At 59.1% G+C, this 15,409-nt stretch carries 13 protein-coding genes and 4 tRNA genes; 5 read left to right on the top strand and 12 right to left on the bottom strand.

Features of this window, described 5'->3' with window-relative positions; translation table 11 throughout:
* Positions 1 to 93: 93 nt before the first annotated feature.
* The 9 genes from CES87_RS24115 to CES87_RS24075 form a co-directional block, all read right to left on the bottom strand.
* Positions 94 to 501, bottom strand: coding sequence for a sel1 repeat family protein (locus CES87_RS24115; protein ID WP_128608068.1), 408 nt, complete (start codon positions 499 to 501; stop codon positions 94 to 96).
* The gene (locus tag CES87_RS24110) at positions 502 to 873 is read right to left on the bottom strand and encodes a hypothetical protein (RefSeq protein ID WP_007945207.1); all 372 of its coding nucleotides are present in this window, start codon (positions 871 to 873) and stop codon (positions 502 to 504) included. It lies immediately after the preceding gene.
* Positions 870 to 1,211 carry a helix-turn-helix domain-containing protein gene (locus tag CES87_RS24105; RefSeq protein WP_128608067.1) on the bottom strand — a complete coding sequence of 114 codons (342 nt, stop codon included), beginning with the start codon at positions 1,209 to 1,211 and terminating at the stop codon, positions 870 to 872. The genes CES87_RS24110 and CES87_RS24105 overlap by 4 nt, the downstream gene beginning before the upstream one ends.
* 114 nt (positions 1,212 to 1,325) lie before the next feature.
* A complete protein-coding gene (locus CES87_RS24100; protein ID WP_128608066.1) occupies positions 1,326 to 1,781 on the bottom strand; it encodes a YkvA family protein in 456 nt (151 codons plus the stop codon).
* A gap of 293 nt (positions 1,782 to 2,074) precedes the next feature.
* The gene (locus tag CES87_RS24095) at positions 2,075 to 2,788 is read right to left on the bottom strand and encodes an FKBP-type peptidyl-prolyl cis-trans isomerase (protein WP_128608065.1); all 714 of its coding nucleotides are present in this window, start codon (positions 2,786 to 2,788) and stop codon (positions 2,075 to 2,077) included.
* 494 nt (positions 2,789 to 3,282) lie between these two features.
* A tRNA-Asp gene (locus CES87_RS24090) sits at positions 3,283 to 3,359 on the bottom strand.
* A gap of 15 nt (positions 3,360 to 3,374) precedes the next feature.
* Positions 3,375 to 3,450 (bottom strand) — tRNA-Val (locus CES87_RS24085).
* A gap of 199 nt (positions 3,451 to 3,649) precedes the next feature.
* Positions 3,650 to 3,726, bottom strand: a tRNA-Asp gene (locus CES87_RS24080).
* Between the two features lie 19 nt (positions 3,727 to 3,745).
* Positions 3,746 to 3,821, bottom strand: a tRNA-Val gene (locus CES87_RS24075).
* 159 nt (positions 3,822 to 3,980) lie between these two features.
* Here CES87_RS24075 and rdgC point away from each other — a divergent pair.
* The 3 genes from rdgC to sugE all read left to right on the top strand — a co-directional run bounded on the left by rdgC (position 3,981) and on the right by sugE (position 6,438).
* Positions 3,981 to 4,901: a recombination-associated protein RdgC gene (gene rdgC / locus CES87_RS24070; protein WP_008060875.1), complete on the top strand. Its 921-nt coding sequence runs from the start codon at positions 3,981 to 3,983 to the stop codon at positions 4,899 to 4,901.
* A 137-nt stretch (positions 4,902 to 5,038) separates the two neighbouring features.
* Positions 5,039 to 6,004, top strand: coding sequence for a bile acid:sodium symporter family protein (locus CES87_RS24065; protein WP_128608064.1), 966 nt, complete (start codon positions 5,039 to 5,041; stop codon positions 6,002 to 6,004).
* 119 nt (positions 6,005 to 6,123) lie between these two features.
* The gene (gene sugE, locus CES87_RS24060) at positions 6,124 to 6,438 is read left to right on the top strand and encodes a quaternary ammonium compound efflux SMR transporter SugE (RefSeq protein ID WP_128608063.1); all 315 of its coding nucleotides are present in this window, start codon (positions 6,124 to 6,126) and stop codon (positions 6,436 to 6,438) included.
* Between the two features lie 99 nt (positions 6,439 to 6,537).
* On the opposite strand, the gene CES87_RS24055 is transcribed toward sugE, so the two are convergent.
* From CES87_RS24055 to CES87_RS24045, 3 genes are all read right to left on the bottom strand, one after another.
* On the bottom strand, positions 6,538 to 8,412 hold the full coding sequence (locus CES87_RS24055) for an MFS transporter (RefSeq protein ID WP_128608062.1): 1,875 nt from the start codon (positions 8,410 to 8,412) through the stop codon (positions 6,538 to 6,540).
* 94 nt (positions 8,413 to 8,506) lie between these two features.
* On the bottom strand, positions 8,507 to 9,658 hold the full coding sequence (locus CES87_RS24050) for a TDT family transporter (RefSeq protein WP_128608061.1): 1,152 nt from the start codon (positions 9,656 to 9,658) through the stop codon (positions 8,507 to 8,509).
* A gap of 86 nt (positions 9,659 to 9,744) precedes the next feature.
* Positions 9,745 to 10,941 carry an MFS transporter gene (locus tag CES87_RS24045; RefSeq protein WP_128608060.1) on the bottom strand — a complete coding sequence of 399 codons (1,197 nt, stop codon included), beginning with the start codon at positions 10,939 to 10,941 and terminating at the stop codon, positions 9,745 to 9,747.
* Positions 10,942 to 11,082: 141 nt separating this feature from the next.
* Between CES87_RS24045 and CES87_RS24040 the strand changes: the two genes are divergently transcribed.
* Together CES87_RS24040 and CES87_RS24035 are read left to right on the top strand one after the other, a co-directional pair.
* On the top strand, positions 11,083 to 11,619 hold the full coding sequence (locus tag CES87_RS24040; RefSeq protein WP_128608059.1) for a TetR/AcrR family transcriptional regulator: 537 nt from the start codon (positions 11,083 to 11,085) through the stop codon (positions 11,617 to 11,619).
* A gap of 223 nt (positions 11,620 to 11,842) precedes the next feature.
* Entirely contained in the window at positions 11,843 to 15,313 is a 3,471-nt protein-coding gene (locus CES87_RS24035; RefSeq protein ID WP_128608058.1) for a hybrid sensor histidine kinase/response regulator, read from the top strand.
* Positions 15,314 to 15,409: the final 96 nt, after the last annotated feature.

Below are 15,409 nucleotides of genomic sequence, written 5' to 3'. Positions count from 1 at the left end.
TGATGTAGGGCGATTCGCTAAAACCTCCTCATCCAAAAAAAGCGGCGTAGGAGTCTCCCCCTACGCCGCGCGTGTCTGTCAGATAAATCGGTGTTATTTCGAGGAATCGCGGGATACCAGTTCCTGAAGCTTGATCTGCGCCAGCGGATGCCCAGCCTTCGCGGCAATCCCCCAGAATCGCGCCGCTTCGGTCGGATCCGGAGCCTTGCTCGGTGACCCGGCGAGGCTGATAACGCCCACTTGATAGGCTGCTTTACCATCACCGGCCAATGCCGCCAGACGCAACAGGCGAATGCCTTCTTCGCGTGCGCCAAGACCGACGCCACGGAAGGTCAAGATGTGGCCATAGAAACTCTGGGCATCGACATCACCCAGGTTCGCCATTCGGGCGAACTGACCTTCGAGCCAGCTCCAGCCACGGGGTTGGCGCACAAACCACTGCCAGTGAAAGAGCCTGCGCGCCAGCCAGTAACTGACCTGCGCCTTGAGTCGAAAAAACACTCAGGCCTCCGCAGACTCGGGGTACTCGTATTCGAACACCCGCACCACTTCCGAGGCATGCCAGGAAGCGGCAGCGACGCCATCGGACGGCCCGGAAAAACGCCCGAGACGCTCGACACACTCAAAGAAACCAGTGCGTGGCAGGCGGCTCGCACCCTGACTGATTACCAGCGAACTGCGCAAGGGTTGCTCAGCCTTGGCGTCCAGCGCCGCCAGATGTTCAAGCGCGGCGGTCAGGGTTTGCATAGCAGGCGTGGGAAGCTGCAAACGCTCCAGCAACGCCCGATAAGTCAGGAGATGACGCTGACGGCGCGCCTGATCCAGCTCGCCCAGCAATCCGTCCCAATGGTGACGACTGATGCGTACGCTCACGATTCATCCCTCCACCCTGGCACCGTCAATTCCCAGGCCAGGCTGCGGCGAATCGCAGCATCAGGCGCACGCTCGCCACTTTCGATCATGGCCAGATAGGACGGGCTGATGCCTACCGTGCGGGCGAGCGCCTCGATGGCGATGCCCTTTCCTTCGCGCAAACTACGTAGTTGATCAAGACCTGGAAGAATCGGGTCCTGGGTTGTCGCAAGCGGCGCTGGGGCCGGGCGCGACGGTGCTTCGTTGATGCCTGCTGCTTTCAGTAGCGCCTGATACTGAGCCCACGGCAGAACCGCATATTCGGGCTCACCTTCGCGTGTAATTATCTGAATATCCATGACTACCCCGTAGGACAACAACACTTTGCGAGTCAGCACTTTTCCCTAGAAGTGTAATCCTAACAGCGGCCAAGGTCGCGGGGGGTATCTATCTGTGGATCAGAGTTAATCGACTCAGCGTTTTTTCGGCCCCTGGAGCTGAAGTTGCTCTGAGGTATCGGGCAAGCGCTCGACCACTGCGAGTCTCGAAGGCTCCTGACGTTTGCGCCAGGCGCGGAAAGCGTTGAGTTCATCGTCGAGGACTTTCATCAACCAGGCCAGCACAGCGATGTCATCGAGCATACCGAACACCGGAATGAAGTCCGGGATCGCATCTACCGGGCTGAGGAAATACATCAGGCCTGCCACCACCGACACCAGCGCTTTAGGGCTGATGGCCCGGTACTCACCACGCCAGTAAGCCAGGCAGAGTGCCTGCAACAGGCGCAAATCATCTTTGAGTTTGCCGAGACGATTACCTTGACTGGCGCCTTTGCTGGCCACCGCGAACAGCAAGGTCGGCAAGCGCCCGCGTGCAAGCAAGCGTCCCGCCAATGGCAGGAAACGAGCAAAATTCCAGGGTGCTTTCATAAGTTCCTCCCACTGAAATGTTATCCACACAAATTGTGGATAACCTTGTGAACAGAGCTACTTTTCACAGCTGAAAGCCCCGCTGCACAAGGGCTGAGCTTAGATCGGGCGTTTTTTACTCATCAAAAAAAACCCATTATTTCATTGACTTGGCGGTCTGGCGCGGTTAGCGCCGGTCCTACAAAGGCTATGACTCCAGCCTACAGCATCTGTTCGCTTTGTTTACCCGCGCCGGACGCCAGATGCAACAACGCCCCGCATAAGCGAGGCGTTATTTTCAGAGCAGACGCTAATTACTTGGCGACTTCTTCTTTTGCTGGATCTTTGATTGCCAGCAGTTCCAGATCGAATACCAGCACCGAGTTGGCCGGGATTGCCGGGCTTGGGCTTTGCGCGCCGTAAGCCAGTTCGCTTGGAATGTACAGCTTGTACTTCTCGCCCACGTGCATCAGTTGCAGGCCTTCGACCCAACCCGGAATCACGCCGCTGACCGGCAGATCGATCGGGCTGCCACGTTCGACGGAACTGTCGAAAACCGTGCCGTTGGTCAGCTTGCCGGTGTAGTGAACAGTCACTACGTCAGTTGGCTTAGGCTGAGCGCCGTCGGCTTTCTTTTCCACTTCATACTGCAAGCCCGAAGCGGTGGTCACTACGCCAGCTTTCTTGGCGTTTTCTTCGAGGAATTTCTTGCCGGCAGATGCCGACTCTTCACTCATCTTGGCCATACGCTCTTCGGCACGCTTTTGCAGTGCGGCGAAGGCTTCAACCAATTCTTCGTCTTTGAGCTTCTGTTCTTTCTTGCCGACGGCATCTTCGATGCCCTGGGCTACGGCTTTGGAATCCAAGTCATCCATGCCTTCCTGAGCCAGACTCTTGCCCATGTTCAGGCCAATGCCGTAGGAAGCTTTTTGCGCCGGGGTTTTCAGCTCTACGCTGGTCTGCGAGTCACAACCCGCGAGTACCAGGCTAACCAGGGCCACCGCCGCCGCCAACCGATGCTGTTTCATGCTATTTCCTTGTTCATTCGCCTAAAGGGCAATCGAGTAAAGCCGCGAGCTTATCAGGCGGCCACGACCAATGGCTACCGGCATGAGAGCCGGACATTTGCGATAAGTTCAGGTGTTTAAACGCTTTTCGGAGTGTAGATGATGAAACTTCTGTCATCTCGCTCTCACAGAGACAAATTCGCGATCCCGAAATATCTGGCGCAATGACCACTTGCCGCTTGTTCGGGACTGGACATAACGCAATGTAAAACGATCAACTGATGGCGATGATGCGCTGAATGGCCTGTTTTGTCTGCTGTGCGCACAAAAGCAAACGCCCCGGACAAGTCGGGGCGTTTGTTTGCGACCACCTTCAGTGCGCTTTCACACAGTCTGCGAAGGTCGCTTTTCCATTGAGGCCGGCGAAGAAAGCCAAACCCCAGACAGCAGAAAGCCCGCATTAAGCGGGCTTTCTGTGTGGTGACCTGGCGTTCAGTGTTCCAGGTTACCGAATATGGCGCAGCGGACGGGACTCGAACCCGCGACCCCCGGCGTGACAGGCCGGTATTCTAACCGACTGAACTACCGCTGCGCGTAGCGTTGAAAGTGGTGGGTGATGACGGGATCGAACCGCCGACATTCTGCTTGTAAGGCAGACGCTCTCCCAGCTGAGCTAATCACCCTTTACCTTCGTTGCGGGGCACATTATGCCACAGGTTTTTATAAAGTGTTGATTTAATTGAATATTTTTCAAAAAAAATCTAAAAACCGGTGAAACAACGCTTCCTGCAGATACAACAGTCAAACTTCAGACAGAAAAAAACCCGCGTTAGCGGGCTTTTCCGTGGTGACCTGGCGTTCAGTGTTCCAGGTTACCGAATATGGCGCAGCGGACGGGACTCGAACCCGCGACCCCCGGCGTGACAGGCCGGTATTCTAACCGACTGAACTACCGCTGCGCTAAACACTTGAAACGAATGGTGGGTGATGACGGGATCGAACCGCCGACATTCTGCTTGTAAGGCAGACGCTCTCCCAGCTGAGCTAATCACCCTTCGCTTCGGTGTGGCGCGCATTCTACGGAGCGACCCTACCTCTGGCAAGCACTTTTTCAATTAATTTTTTCATGCCTTCCAAAGGCTTAGAGAAGGGTTGGCCTATGGCACACGGAGGACAATAATGCCCGCCTTTGTATAAAGGAGAGACTCACCCCATGTGGTTCAAAAACCTGCTTATCTATCGCCTGACCCAAGATCTGCCTGTTGATGCCGAGGCGTTGGAAACTGCACTGGCCACCAAACTGGCGCGCCCATGTGCAAGCCAGGAGTTGACCACCTACGGTTTCGTCGCGCCGTTCGGCAAGGGCGAAGATGCACCATTGGTGCATGTCAGCGGTGACTTCCTGCTGATCAGCGCGCGCAAGGAAGAACGCATTCTGCCGGGTAGCGTCGTGCGTGACGCGGTGAAGGAAAAGGTCGAAGAGATCGAAGCCGAGCAAATGCGCAAGGTCTATAAAAAGGAACGCGACCAGATCAAGGATGAAATCATCCAGGCGTTCCTGCCGCGCGCCTTTATCCGTCGCTCGTCGACCTTCGCTGCCATCGCGCCGAAACAGGGCCTGATCCTGGTCAACTCGGCCAGCCCGAAACGCGCCGAAGACCTGCTGTCCACCCTGCGTGAAGTGATCGGCACCCTGCCGGTGCGTCCGCTGACCGTGAAGATGTCCCCGACCGCGACCATGACCGAGTGGGTCACCACCCAGAAAGCCGCGGACGATTTCTTTGTACTGGACGAGTGCGAACTGCGCGATACCCACGAAGACGGCGGCATCGTGCGTTGCAAGCGCCAGGACCTGACCAGCGAAGAGATCCAGCTACACCTGAGCACCGGCAAAGTGGTCACTCAACTGTCGCTGGCCTGGCAGGACAAGCTGTCCTTCGTCCTCGACGACAAAATGGTGGTCAAGCGCCTGAAGTTCGAAGACCTGCTGCAAGACCAGGCTGAACAAGACGGTGGCGACGAAGCCCTCGGCCAACTGGATGCCAGCTTTACCCTGATGATGCTGACCTTCGGCGACTTCCTGCCGGCGCTGGTTGAAGCGTTGGGTGGGGAAGAGACTCCGCAGGGCATCTAAGCCCTTGTGATCTCTAATGTAGGAGCGAGCTTGCTCGCGATGGAGTGTCAGTCGCCCCGCTTTGCCTGACACACCATCGCGAGCAAGCTCACTCCTACAGGGGTTTTGCGTTACTACTTAATAATAGGTATCAGGCCATGCGCGCACTGGCTGCATTAAGTCGTTTTGTCGGCAACACCTTTGCTTACTGGGTACTGATTTTCGCCGTCATTGCGTTCCTGCAACCCACGTGGTTCATCGGTCTCAAAGGCTCCATTGTGCCGCTGCTGGGACTGGTGATGTTCGGCATGGGCCTGACCCTCAAACTTGAAGACTTCGCCGAAGTCGCCCGCCATCCGTGGCGCGTGGCTCTGGGCGTGGTTGCGCATTTCGTGATCATGCCCGGTGTGGCGTGGTTGCTCTGCCAGGCATTCCATCTGCCGCCGGAGATCGCCGTCGGCGTGATTTTGGTCGGTTGCTGCCCAAGCGGCACCTCATCGAACGTGATGACCTGGCTGGCACGCGGGGATCTGGCGCTGTCGGTCGCCATCGCTGCCGTGACCACCCTCCTCGCTCCGCTGCTGACCCCGGCCCTGATCTGGCTTTTGGCTTCGGCCTGGCTGCCGGTCTCGTTCATGGAGCTGTTCTGGTCGATCCTGCAAGTGGTGCTGTTGCCGATCGTGCTCGGCGTTGTGGCCCAACGCTTGCTGGGTGATCGGCTTCGCCACGCGGTGGACGTGTTGCCACTGGTGTCAGTGGTGAGCATCGTGATCATCGTCACGGCGGTGGTTGCCGCCAGCCAGGCGAAGATTGCCGAGTCCGGCTTACTGATCATGGCCGTGGTCATGCTGCACAACAGCTTCGGTTACTTGCTGGGTTACTTCACCGGGCGCCTGTTCAAGCTGCCATTGGCCCAGCGCAAATCCCTGGCCCTGGAAGTCGGCATGCAAAACTCAGGCTTGGGTGCTGCCCTGGCCAGCGCGCACTTTTCGCCACTGGCGGCGGTGCCAAGCGCGTTGTTCAGCGTCTGGCACAACATTTCCGGGGCACTTCTATCGACATACTTCCGTCGCATGAGCGAGAAAGAGGACCGAAGAATCGCTGCTCAGCAAGCAACCGACTGATTCGAAAACTTGATCCCCGGATTAATGCTGGGCACTATATTGCGCAACGCGGGGACGACCTCGCGGCTCGATCGAGTCATTAATCTGGGGACGACCCCGTCAATCGATGGAGGTCTCTCATGTCCTGGATCATTCTGTTTTTCGCCGGCCTGTTCGAAGTCGGCTGGGCCGTTGGCCTGAAGTACACCGACGGTTTCAGCCGCCCGCTCCCCACTGCCCTCACCGTTGCGGCCATGGCTGTCAGTCTTGGCTTGCTGGGCCTTGCCATGAAGGAATTGCCGCTGGGCACGGCCTATGCCATCTGGACGGGGGTGGGTGCCGTGGGCACGGTGATCGCCGGGATCATTCTGTTTGGTGAATCCATGGCCTTGATTCGACTGGCGAGTGTGGCGTTGATCATTGCCGGATTGGTTGGGCTCAAGGTTAGCGCCTGACTGAAAGGACGCCTTCGCGGGCAAGCCTCGCTCCTACAGGTATTGCGTTGCTCTTGTAGGAGCGAGGCTTGCCCGCGAAGAGGCCCGCCTATTCACCGACTATCTGACGGTCCCACGCAAATCCCCCACCAACGCCTGCAATTTGGCAGGCTCCGCTACCTCGCCCCCCACCGCCGGCCCCGCCACCAACGTCACCCGCGACCACAACCGACGAAACAGTCCCTTGCCCGGATCGCGACTGAAGAAACTCCCCCACAAACCCTGCAAGGCCAGCGGAATCACCGGCACCGGTGTCTCTTCGAGAATCCGCGTCAGCCCGCCCTTGAACTCGTTGATCTCGCCATCGGTGGTCAATTTCCCCTCAGGAAAAATGCACACCAATTCGCCATCCTTCAGATACCGGGCGATGCGCGTGAAGGCTTTTTCGTAGATCTGGATATCTTCCTGACGCCCCGCTATCGGAATTGTCCCGGCCGTGCGAAAGATGAAGTTCAGCACCGGCAGGTTGTAGATTTTGTAATACATCACAAAGCGAATCGGCCGACGCACCGCACCACCAATCAGCAAGGCATCGACGAACGACACGTGGTTGCATACCAGAAGCGCTGCGCCTTCATCGGGGATCAAATCAAGGTTGCGATGCTCCACGCGGTACATGGAATGGCTGAGCAGCCAGATCATGAAACGCATGGTGAACTCGGGGACGATCTTGAAGATATAGGCGTTGACGCCGATGTTGAGCAACGACACCACCAGGAACAACTGCGGGATCGACAGCTTGACCATGCTCAGCAGGATGATCGAGACAATCGCCGACACCACCATGAACAACGCATTGAGAATGTTGTTGGCGGCAATGACTCGCGCGCGCTCGTTCTCGGCGGTGCGTGACTGAATCAGGGCGTACAGCGGCACGATGTAGAAACCACCGAACACCCCCAGGCCGAGGATGTCGATCAACACCAGCCAGGTATGGCCAAACCCGAGAATCTCAATCCAGCCATGCCCCGCAACACTGTCTGGAATGCCGCCGGAATGCCACCACAGCAGCAGACCGAATACGGTCAGGCCGAACGAGCCGAACGGCACCAAACCGATTTCAACTTTACGCCCGGAGAGTTTTTCGCACAGCATCGAACCCACGGCGATACCGACCGAGAACACCGTAAGAATCAGCGTCACCACGGTTTCGTCACCGTGCATCCACTCCTTGGCATACGCCGGGATCTGCGTCAGATAAATCGCCCCGACAAACCAGAACCATGAGTTGCCGACAATCGAGCGCGACACCGCCGGGGTTTGTCCCAGGCCCAGCTTCAGCGTGGCCCAGGACTGACTGAAAATGTTCCAGTTCAGGCGCATCTGCGGCGACGCCGCCGCAGCCCGCGGTATCCCGCGGCTGGCCAGGTATCCAAGCAGGGCGATACCAATGATCGCTGTGGATACGATCGGCGCATAATGACTGGATGACATCATGACCCCGGCGCCGATGGTCCCGGCCAGAATCGCCAGGAAAGTGCCCATTTCCACCAGACCGTTGCCACCGACCAGCTCATCCTCATGCAGGGCCTGGGGCAGGATCGAGTACTTCACCGGCCCGAACAGCGCCGAGTGCGTGCCCATGGCGAACAACGCCACCAGCATCAGCGACAGGTGATCGAACATGAAACCGACTGCGCCGACCGCCATGATGGCGATTTCTCCGAGCTTGATCAGACGGATCAGCGCGTCCTTGGCGAACTTTTCCCCGAACTGCCCGGCCAGCGCCGAGAACAGAAAGAACGGCAGGATAAACAGCAGAGCGCACAGGTTGACCCAGATCGAACGATCACCGTCGATCGTCAGCTTGTACAAAATGGCGAGAATCAACGACTGCTTGAAGATATTGTCGTTGAACGCCCCGAGGGACTGTGTCACGAAGAACGGCAGAAAGCGCCGAGTGCGCAGCAAGGTAAACTGTGAGGGGTGACTCATCTTCCATGTGTCCCTGATTTTAGAGAGAGGCCTGGATACATTGATTGGAATGTCGCACGTCGATCCAGGCCACACATTACCTAATCTTTACCGGTTATTTCTTTAATCCTGCAATGCACGGCGAGACAAACAGCTCGCCCCGCCACGCGCCCTGCACTGTGAGTTTGCCGACAATCAGCCACATCACGGCCAACAGCGTCACCAGTACACAACCGAAGACACTGAAAAACGTCAGGTGCAGCGTGCTGGCCAGTTTCAACGTTGCCAGAGAATAGACGCCCAACGGGAAGGTAAAGCCCCACCAGCCAAGATTGAAAGGGATGCCGGCCCGCAGATAACGCAAGGTGATCAACACCGCCATCAGCATCCACCACAAGCCAAAGCCCCACAAAGTGATGCCGGCAATCAAGCCCAACCCGGCAGCAATTTCACCCAGACCCGGCAATCCGTTGGCGGCGAAAATCGCCGGAGCGTCGGCCCCCAGCAGTAACATGCCAAGCGCCCCTGTCCCGATCGGCCCCAATGCCAGCCAACTGGATGCGGCCATATTTTCGTGAGGCAGTTTATGCAGTGCCATGCGCAGTAGCAGAATTGTCAGAATGCTGAACGCAACCGGTAGGGAAAATGCCCAGAGCACGTAGCTCGTCACCAGCACCACAAGTTGCGAATGGGCATCGACCAGGTGCGGCGCCAGCAGGCCACCGCTGGCAGCCGCCACTTCCGCCGCCACCACCGGCAACAACCACACGGCAGTCATCTGGTCGATGCTATGTTCCTGGCGGGTGAACATCATGTAAGGAATCAGCACCCCACACGCCAGAGACATTGTCACATCCAGCCACCACAGCGCTTCAGCCACCTGAATCACGCCATTGCCCCAACGTGGCAAACCGAATATGAGAAAGCCGTTGATGATGGTCGCCAGGCCCATGGGAATGGTACCGAAAAACATCGAAACCGTGGAATGCCCGAAAATCCGCCGCGCCTCATCGAAAAACAGCACCCAACGCGCCGCATACAGTGCGGTGAATAACAGGAACAGCAAGATATTGAACTGCCATAGGGCTTCGGCAACTGCGTGCAAAACAGGATTGGCGACGGGCAATTGCGCCAGCGCCAAGGCCAGAACACCCGTACCCATAGTGGCGGCGAACCAGTTAGGGGTGAACTGACGAATGACTTCGCGCGGGTGCTGCAAGTGACGAAAAGGCTTGATACCAGGTTTGGCGGTGTTGGTGCATGTCATGGCGAGCTCCTGTCCTCTGGGGAGGTGGAGCCCATCATAGATCCGAATCGAATATCGATATAACGGGTAATATCTCTAACTGTTATCTATTTTACAGATAAAGAATTAACTGCACTCGCCGAACGCTGGCGCATCATCGCGAACAATGCGCTCAGCGACAGGATAATTAAAACCGCACCATAACCATCGGTAGTCGCCACTATACCGAAGGTGTGCGCCAGGCTGCCGGCCAGCAACGATGGCAGGCAGAACGCCAAATAACTGAGTGCGTAATACGCCGACATGAGCCCGGCTCGCTCATGGGGCAAGGCCAGTGGAAACAGGCTGCGCACGGCGCCGAGGAAACCAGCGCCGAAGCCACACCCGGCGACGAGTGTGCCCAGGAAAAACAGCGGCAAGCTGGCGCTGTGTACCCCCAGCAGAATCAGAATGACACCCGTCGGCAGCGTACTGGCGCCCAACTGCAGCGCCTGGGTGGCCGGCCGTTTGCGCAGGGTGAAAATTATCAGGGCGCCGGTCAACGTCAATGCAGCAACGGTCGATCCGCCGATCAGGTTCGAAGTCGAGCCGGTGGCCGCCCGCACCAATGAAGGCGCCAGGGACGCATAAAAACCGCCGAGCGCCCAAGTCGCGACGTTAAGCGGCAGCACCCGCCACAAAGTGGAGCGCGCCTGGATCGGCACATGCAGAGTCGGCCGCAATGACGCCCACGCGCCGGACTGACGCGAGACACTTTCCGGCAAACGCCACACATACATCGCCTGCACCGCAAACAAGGCCAGCAGCAGGCAGTAGGTCAAGTGCAACGGAGCCGGTGCAAATTCGGCCAACAAACCGCAGCCCATCCCGCCCAGGGCCATACCGAGCAACGGTGCGACGCTATTGATCAGGGGGCCTTGCTGGCGGTCGGTATCAAGCAGCGTTGCACTCAATACAGCGGTTGCCATTCCTGTGGCAAAGCCTTGCAGCACCCGGGCACCGATCAGCCAGGCGACGCTGTCGGCGTAGATAAACATCAGCATCGCCAGAATGTTGAGCGCCACCGCCGCGAAAATCACCGGTTTGCGCCCCAGATGATCCGAGAGCGAACCGACCGTCAACAGTGCCACTAACAGACTGAGGGCGTACACGCCGAATATCAGGGTCAGCACGGCAGCTGAGAATTGCAGTTGTTCCTGATACAAGTGATACAACGGCGTCGGCGCCGTTGAGGCTGCCAGAAAACTGAGCAAGGTGATTGCCAGGAACCACAGGCTTGCGCGATTTGAATGAGAATTGGACATGAATAAACTCCGCAAAAGCTAATTTTTTGCTTTTGCGGAGTGTGCTACCGGTTTGCGCTTAAAGCAAATTCTTTGTGTTAAGGTCCGATGCATGACCTTTCAGGACCGGAGCTGACTCCGGCGCGAGACAGGAAACACGTGATGACCGCTCCCACTCTACGTCCCGGAGGCCGAAGCGCCCGGGTGCAGGAATCGATTCATACCGCGGTGCGCGAACTCCTCGAGGAACAGGACCGCTCCACCGTGACCGTGCCGCAGATCGCCGCGCGCGCTGGGGTTACGCCCTCGACTATCTATCGGCGCTGGGGTGATTTGGCGGCGCTTCTGGCGGACGTTGCCCTCGCGCGCCTGCAGCCGGAAACCGAGTCAGCCAACACCGGCAGCCTGCCGGGCGATGTGCGGGCCTGGGCCGAACAGTATCTGGACGAGATGAGCTCTGCCCCCGGTCGCTGCATGCTGCGCGACGTGCAAGCGAGCCTCAAGCCGAGCTATTGTGCGACGATCATTGGTGGACAATTGCAGGCAATTCTGGATCGCTACCCGGATGAGCCCAAGCCCGGTGTTGATCGGCTGATCAACATGGTGGCTGCCCCGATCGTGTTTCGCATTCTGTTTTCCGAGGCGCCTCTGCAGGTGGATGAATTGCATCGGCTGATCGAGATTGCGTTGAGCCAGTGAAGCCGCCTTCGCGAGCAAGCTTCGCTCCTACGGATCTCGCTGTTGTTTGTAGGAGCGAGGCTTGCCCGCGAAGGGGCCAGCAGTGACAGCCAAATCCACCAGACACCGCCCTGCGACACCCCGCCACGCCACGACCTTGGTCGACACTGACTAACCCGGGCCATCGTGCGAGACTGTCTGTCCGGGCGGGAGACCCGGGTGTCTTTGGTTGCCTGGAGTTCCCATGTCGCTGTCCAGCGGGCTGATTGCCGCCGTCGCCCTGGCCTATATGGCCATCATGTTCGCCATCGCCTTTTACGGCGACCGTCGCAGCGCGCCTTTGCCGCCGCGGGTGCGTGCCTGGGTGTACAGCCTGTCGCTGGCAGTCTATTGCACAAGCTGGACGTTCTTTGGCGCGGTGGGCCAGGCGGCCGAACAGCTCTGGTCGTTCCTGCCGATCTACCTCGGGCCGATCCTGTTGCTGATCGGCGCGCCGTGGGTGCTGCAAAAAATGGTGATGATCAGCAAACAGGAGAACATCACCTCCATCGCCGACTTCATCGCCGCTCGCTATGGCAAATCCCAGTCGCTGGCGGTGGTGGTGGCGCTGATTTGTCTGGTCGGCGTGCTGCCCTATATCGCCTTGCAGCTCAAAGGCATCGTCCTCGGAGTGAACCTGTTGATCGGTGCAGGCGCCGATGCCATGGGGGTTCGCGCGCAGGACACCGCATTGGTGGTGTCGCTGGTGCTGGCGTTGTTCACCATCGTCTTCGGTACCCGCAACCTCGACGCTACGGAACACCACCGCGGCATGGTATTGGCGATTGCGTTCGAATCGTTGGTGAAGCTGTTCGCCTTTCTGGCGGTCGGTGCGTATGTGACGTTCGGGCTGTATGACGGTTTTGATGACTTGTTCGATCAGGCCATGCTCGCCCCGCGTCTCGAAGAGTACTGGAAGGAAACCATCAACTGGCCATCGATGGTGGTGCAGACCGGGGTGGCGATGATGGCGATCATCTGCCTGCCGCGACAGTTCCATGTGACGGTGGTGGAAAATATCGACCCTCAAGACTTGCGCCTGGCCAAGTGGGTGTTTCCGGCCTACCTCGCCCTCGCGGCATTGTTCGTCGTACCGATCGCCCTGGCGGGCCAGATGCTGCTGCCGAGCTCGGTGCTGCCGGACTCCTTCGTCATCAGCCTGCCGCTGGCCCAGGCACACCCGGCCTTGGCGTTGCTGGCCTTTATCGGTGGAGCTTCGGCGGCCACCGGCATGGTGATTGTGGCCAGCGTTGCGCTGTCGACCATGGTTTCCAATGACATGCTGTTGCCATGGCTGCTGCGCCGCAACAACGCCGAGCGCCCGTTCGAAGTGTTCCGCCAGTGGATGTTGTCGGTGCGCCGCGTCAGCATCGTGGTGATTCTGCTGCTGGCCTATGTCAGCTATCGGCTGCTGGGCTCGACCGCGAGCCTGGCAACCATCGGCCAGATCGCCTTCGCCGCCGTGACGCAACTGGCGCCGGCCATGCTCGGTGCGCTGTACTGGAAACAGGCCAATCGTCGCGGCGTATTCGCCGGCCTCGCCACAGGGACATTCCTGTGGTTCTACACCCTGATTCTGCCGATCGCCGCCCTCGGCCTCGGTTTGCCCTTGAGTCATTTCCCGGGCCTGGCCTGGCTGCACAGCAACCCACTGAACCTGCCGATCACGCCACTGACCCAAGGCGTGGTCTTGTCCCTTGCCGGCAACTTCACGCTGTTCGCCTGGGTCTCGGTGCTGTCGCGCACGCGGGTATCGGAACACTGGCAGGCCGGTCGTTTCATTGGCCAGGAAATCAGTGCCCGCCCCAGCGCGCGTTCAATGCTGGCGGTGCAGATCGACGATCTGCTGCAACTGGCCGCCCGCTTCGTCGGTGAGGAGCGCGCCCGCCAGAGCTTCATCCGTTTTGCCTACCGTCAGGGCAAAGGTTTCAACCCGAACCAGAACGCCGACGATGAATGGATCGCCCATACCGAGCGTTTGCTGGCCGGTGTGTTGGGCGCCTCGTCGACGCGCGCGGTGGTAAAAGCCGCCATCGAAGGTCGGGAGATGCAGCTGGAGGACGTCGTACGGATCGCCGACGAAGCCTCGGAAGTCCTGCAATTCAACCGCGCGCTGCTGCAAGGGGCGATCGAGAACATCACCCAGGGCATCAGTGTGGTCGACCAGTCGCTGAAGCTGGTGGCCTGGAACCGTCGTTACCTGGAGCTGTTCAATTACCCGGACGGCTTGATCAGCGTTGGCCGGCCAATTGCCGACATCATTCGCCATAACGCCGAGCGCGGTTTGTGCGGCCCCGGCGAAGCCGAAGTGCACGTCGCCCGCCGCCTGCACTGGATGCGTCAGGGCCGGGCGCATACGTCCGAGCGATTGTTCCCCAATGGCCGGGTGATCGAGTTGATCGGCAACCCTATGCCCGGCGGCGGCTTCGTCATGAGTTTCACCGACATCACCGCGTTCCGCGAAGCCGAGCAGGCACTGACCGAAGCCAACGAAGGCCTGGAACAGCGGGTGACCGAGCGCACCCACGAACTGTCGCAGCTCAACGTGGCCCTGACTGAAGCCAAGGGCACCGCCGAGGCGGCCAACCAGTCGAAAACCCGCTTCCTGGCAGCCGTCAGCCATGACTTGATGCAACCATTGAATGCTGCGCGACTGTTCTCCGCCGCCCTCAACCATCAGGACGACGGTTTGTCCGGCGAGGCGCAAAAACTGGTGCAGCACCTGGACAGCTCACTGCGTTCAGCCGAAGACCTGATCAGCGATTTGCTGGATATTTCCCGCCTGGAAAACGGCAAGATCAATCCCGACGCCAAGCCATTCGCGCTCAATGAGTTGTTCGACACCCTGGGCGCCGAGTTCAAGGCGCAGGCACGGGAGCAGGGGCTGGAGTTCCGCGTGCGTGGCAGCAAGCTGCGCATCGAAAGCGATATCAAACTGTTGCGCCGGATCCTGCAAAACTTCCTGACCAATGCCTTTCGCTACGCCAAAGGCCCGGTTCTGCTGGGGGTTCGCCGCCACAAGGGCGAGCTGTGCCTGGAGGTCTGGGACCGCGGACCGGGCATTCCGGAAGACAAGCAGCAGGTGATTTTCGAAGAATTCAAACGCCTCGACAGCCACCAGACACGCGCCGAGAAAGGCCTGGGGCTGGGCCTGGCGATTGCTGACGGGTTGTGCCGCGTGCTGGGGCATACCCTGCGCGTACGCTCATGGCCGGGGCGCGGCAGCGTGTTCAGCGTCAGCGTACCGCTGGCACGGGCGCAAGCCACATTGCCGGCCAAGGCAGCCGAACTCAATGGCAAATTACTCAGCGGTGCGCAGGTGCTGTGCATCGACAACGAAGACAGCATCCTGATCGGCATGAACAGCTTGCTGACCCGCTGGGGTTGCCAGGTCTGGACCGCGCGCAACCGCGATGAGTGCGCGACGCTGCTTGGCGACGGGGTAAGGCCACAATTGGCGCTGGTGGACTACCACCTGGACAATGGCGAAACGGGAACCGAGTTGATGGCCTGGTTGCGCACCCGATTGGGCGAGCCAGTGCCAGGCGTGGTGATCAGCGCCGATGGGCGGCCGGAGACGATGGCCCAGGTTCATGCGGCGGGGCTGGATTACTTGGCCAAACCGGTGAAACCGGCGGCGCTGCGGGCATTGTTGAGTCGGCATTTGCCGTTGTAGGAGCGAGCATGCTCCGGGCAGCGTTCCGACGATGGGCGTCAACGATGACGCGGGATGCCTGACACCCATCGGTGTTCTCGCGTCCATCGCGAGCAT

Origin of the sequence: Pseudomonas sp. ERMR1:02 (assembly GCF_002277815.1) — a bacterium.
Lineage (GTDB): Bacteria > Pseudomonadota > Gammaproteobacteria > Pseudomonadales > Pseudomonadaceae > Aquipseudomonas.
Note: the sequence above shows the minus strand (reverse complement) of the source record. Positions and strands in the feature narration are given on the sequence as shown.

Coding starts and splice junctions, on each gene's coding strand:
- CES87_RS24105 (WP_128608067.1), bottom strand. CDS start 1,211: ATGGATATTCAGATAATTACACGCGAAGGTGAGCCCGAATATGCGGTT.
- CES87_RS24100 (WP_128608066.1), bottom strand. CDS start 1,781: ATGAAAGCACCCTGGAATTTTGCTCGTTTCCTGCCATTGGCGGGACGC.
- CES87_RS24095 (WP_128608065.1), bottom strand. CDS start 2,788: ATGAAACAGCATCGGTTGGCGGCGGCGGTGGCCCTGGTTAGCCTGGTA.
- rdgC (WP_008060875.1), top strand. CDS start 3,981: ATGTGGTTCAAAAACCTGCTTATCTATCGCCTGACCCAAGATCTGCCT.
- CES87_RS24065 (WP_128608064.1), top strand. CDS start 5,039: ATGCGCGCACTGGCTGCATTAAGTCGTTTTGTCGGCAACACCTTTGCT.
- sugE (WP_128608063.1), top strand. CDS start 6,124: ATGTCCTGGATCATTCTGTTTTTCGCCGGCCTGTTCGAAGTCGGCTGG.
- CES87_RS24055 (WP_128608062.1), bottom strand. CDS start 8,412: ATGAGTCACCCCTCACAGTTTACCTTGCTGCGCACTCGGCGCTTTCTG.
- CES87_RS24050 (WP_128608061.1), bottom strand. CDS start 9,658: ATGACATGCACCAACACCGCCAAACCTGGTATCAAGCCTTTTCGTCAC.
- CES87_RS24045 (WP_128608060.1), bottom strand. CDS start 10,941: ATGTCCAATTCTCATTCAAATCGCGCAAGCCTGTGGTTCCTGGCAATC.
- CES87_RS24040 (WP_128608059.1), top strand. CDS start 11,083: ATGACCGCTCCCACTCTACGTCCCGGAGGCCGAAGCGCCCGGGTGCAG.
- CES87_RS24035 (WP_128608058.1), top strand. CDS start 11,843: ATGTCGCTGTCCAGCGGGCTGATTGCCGCCGTCGCCCTGGCCTATATG.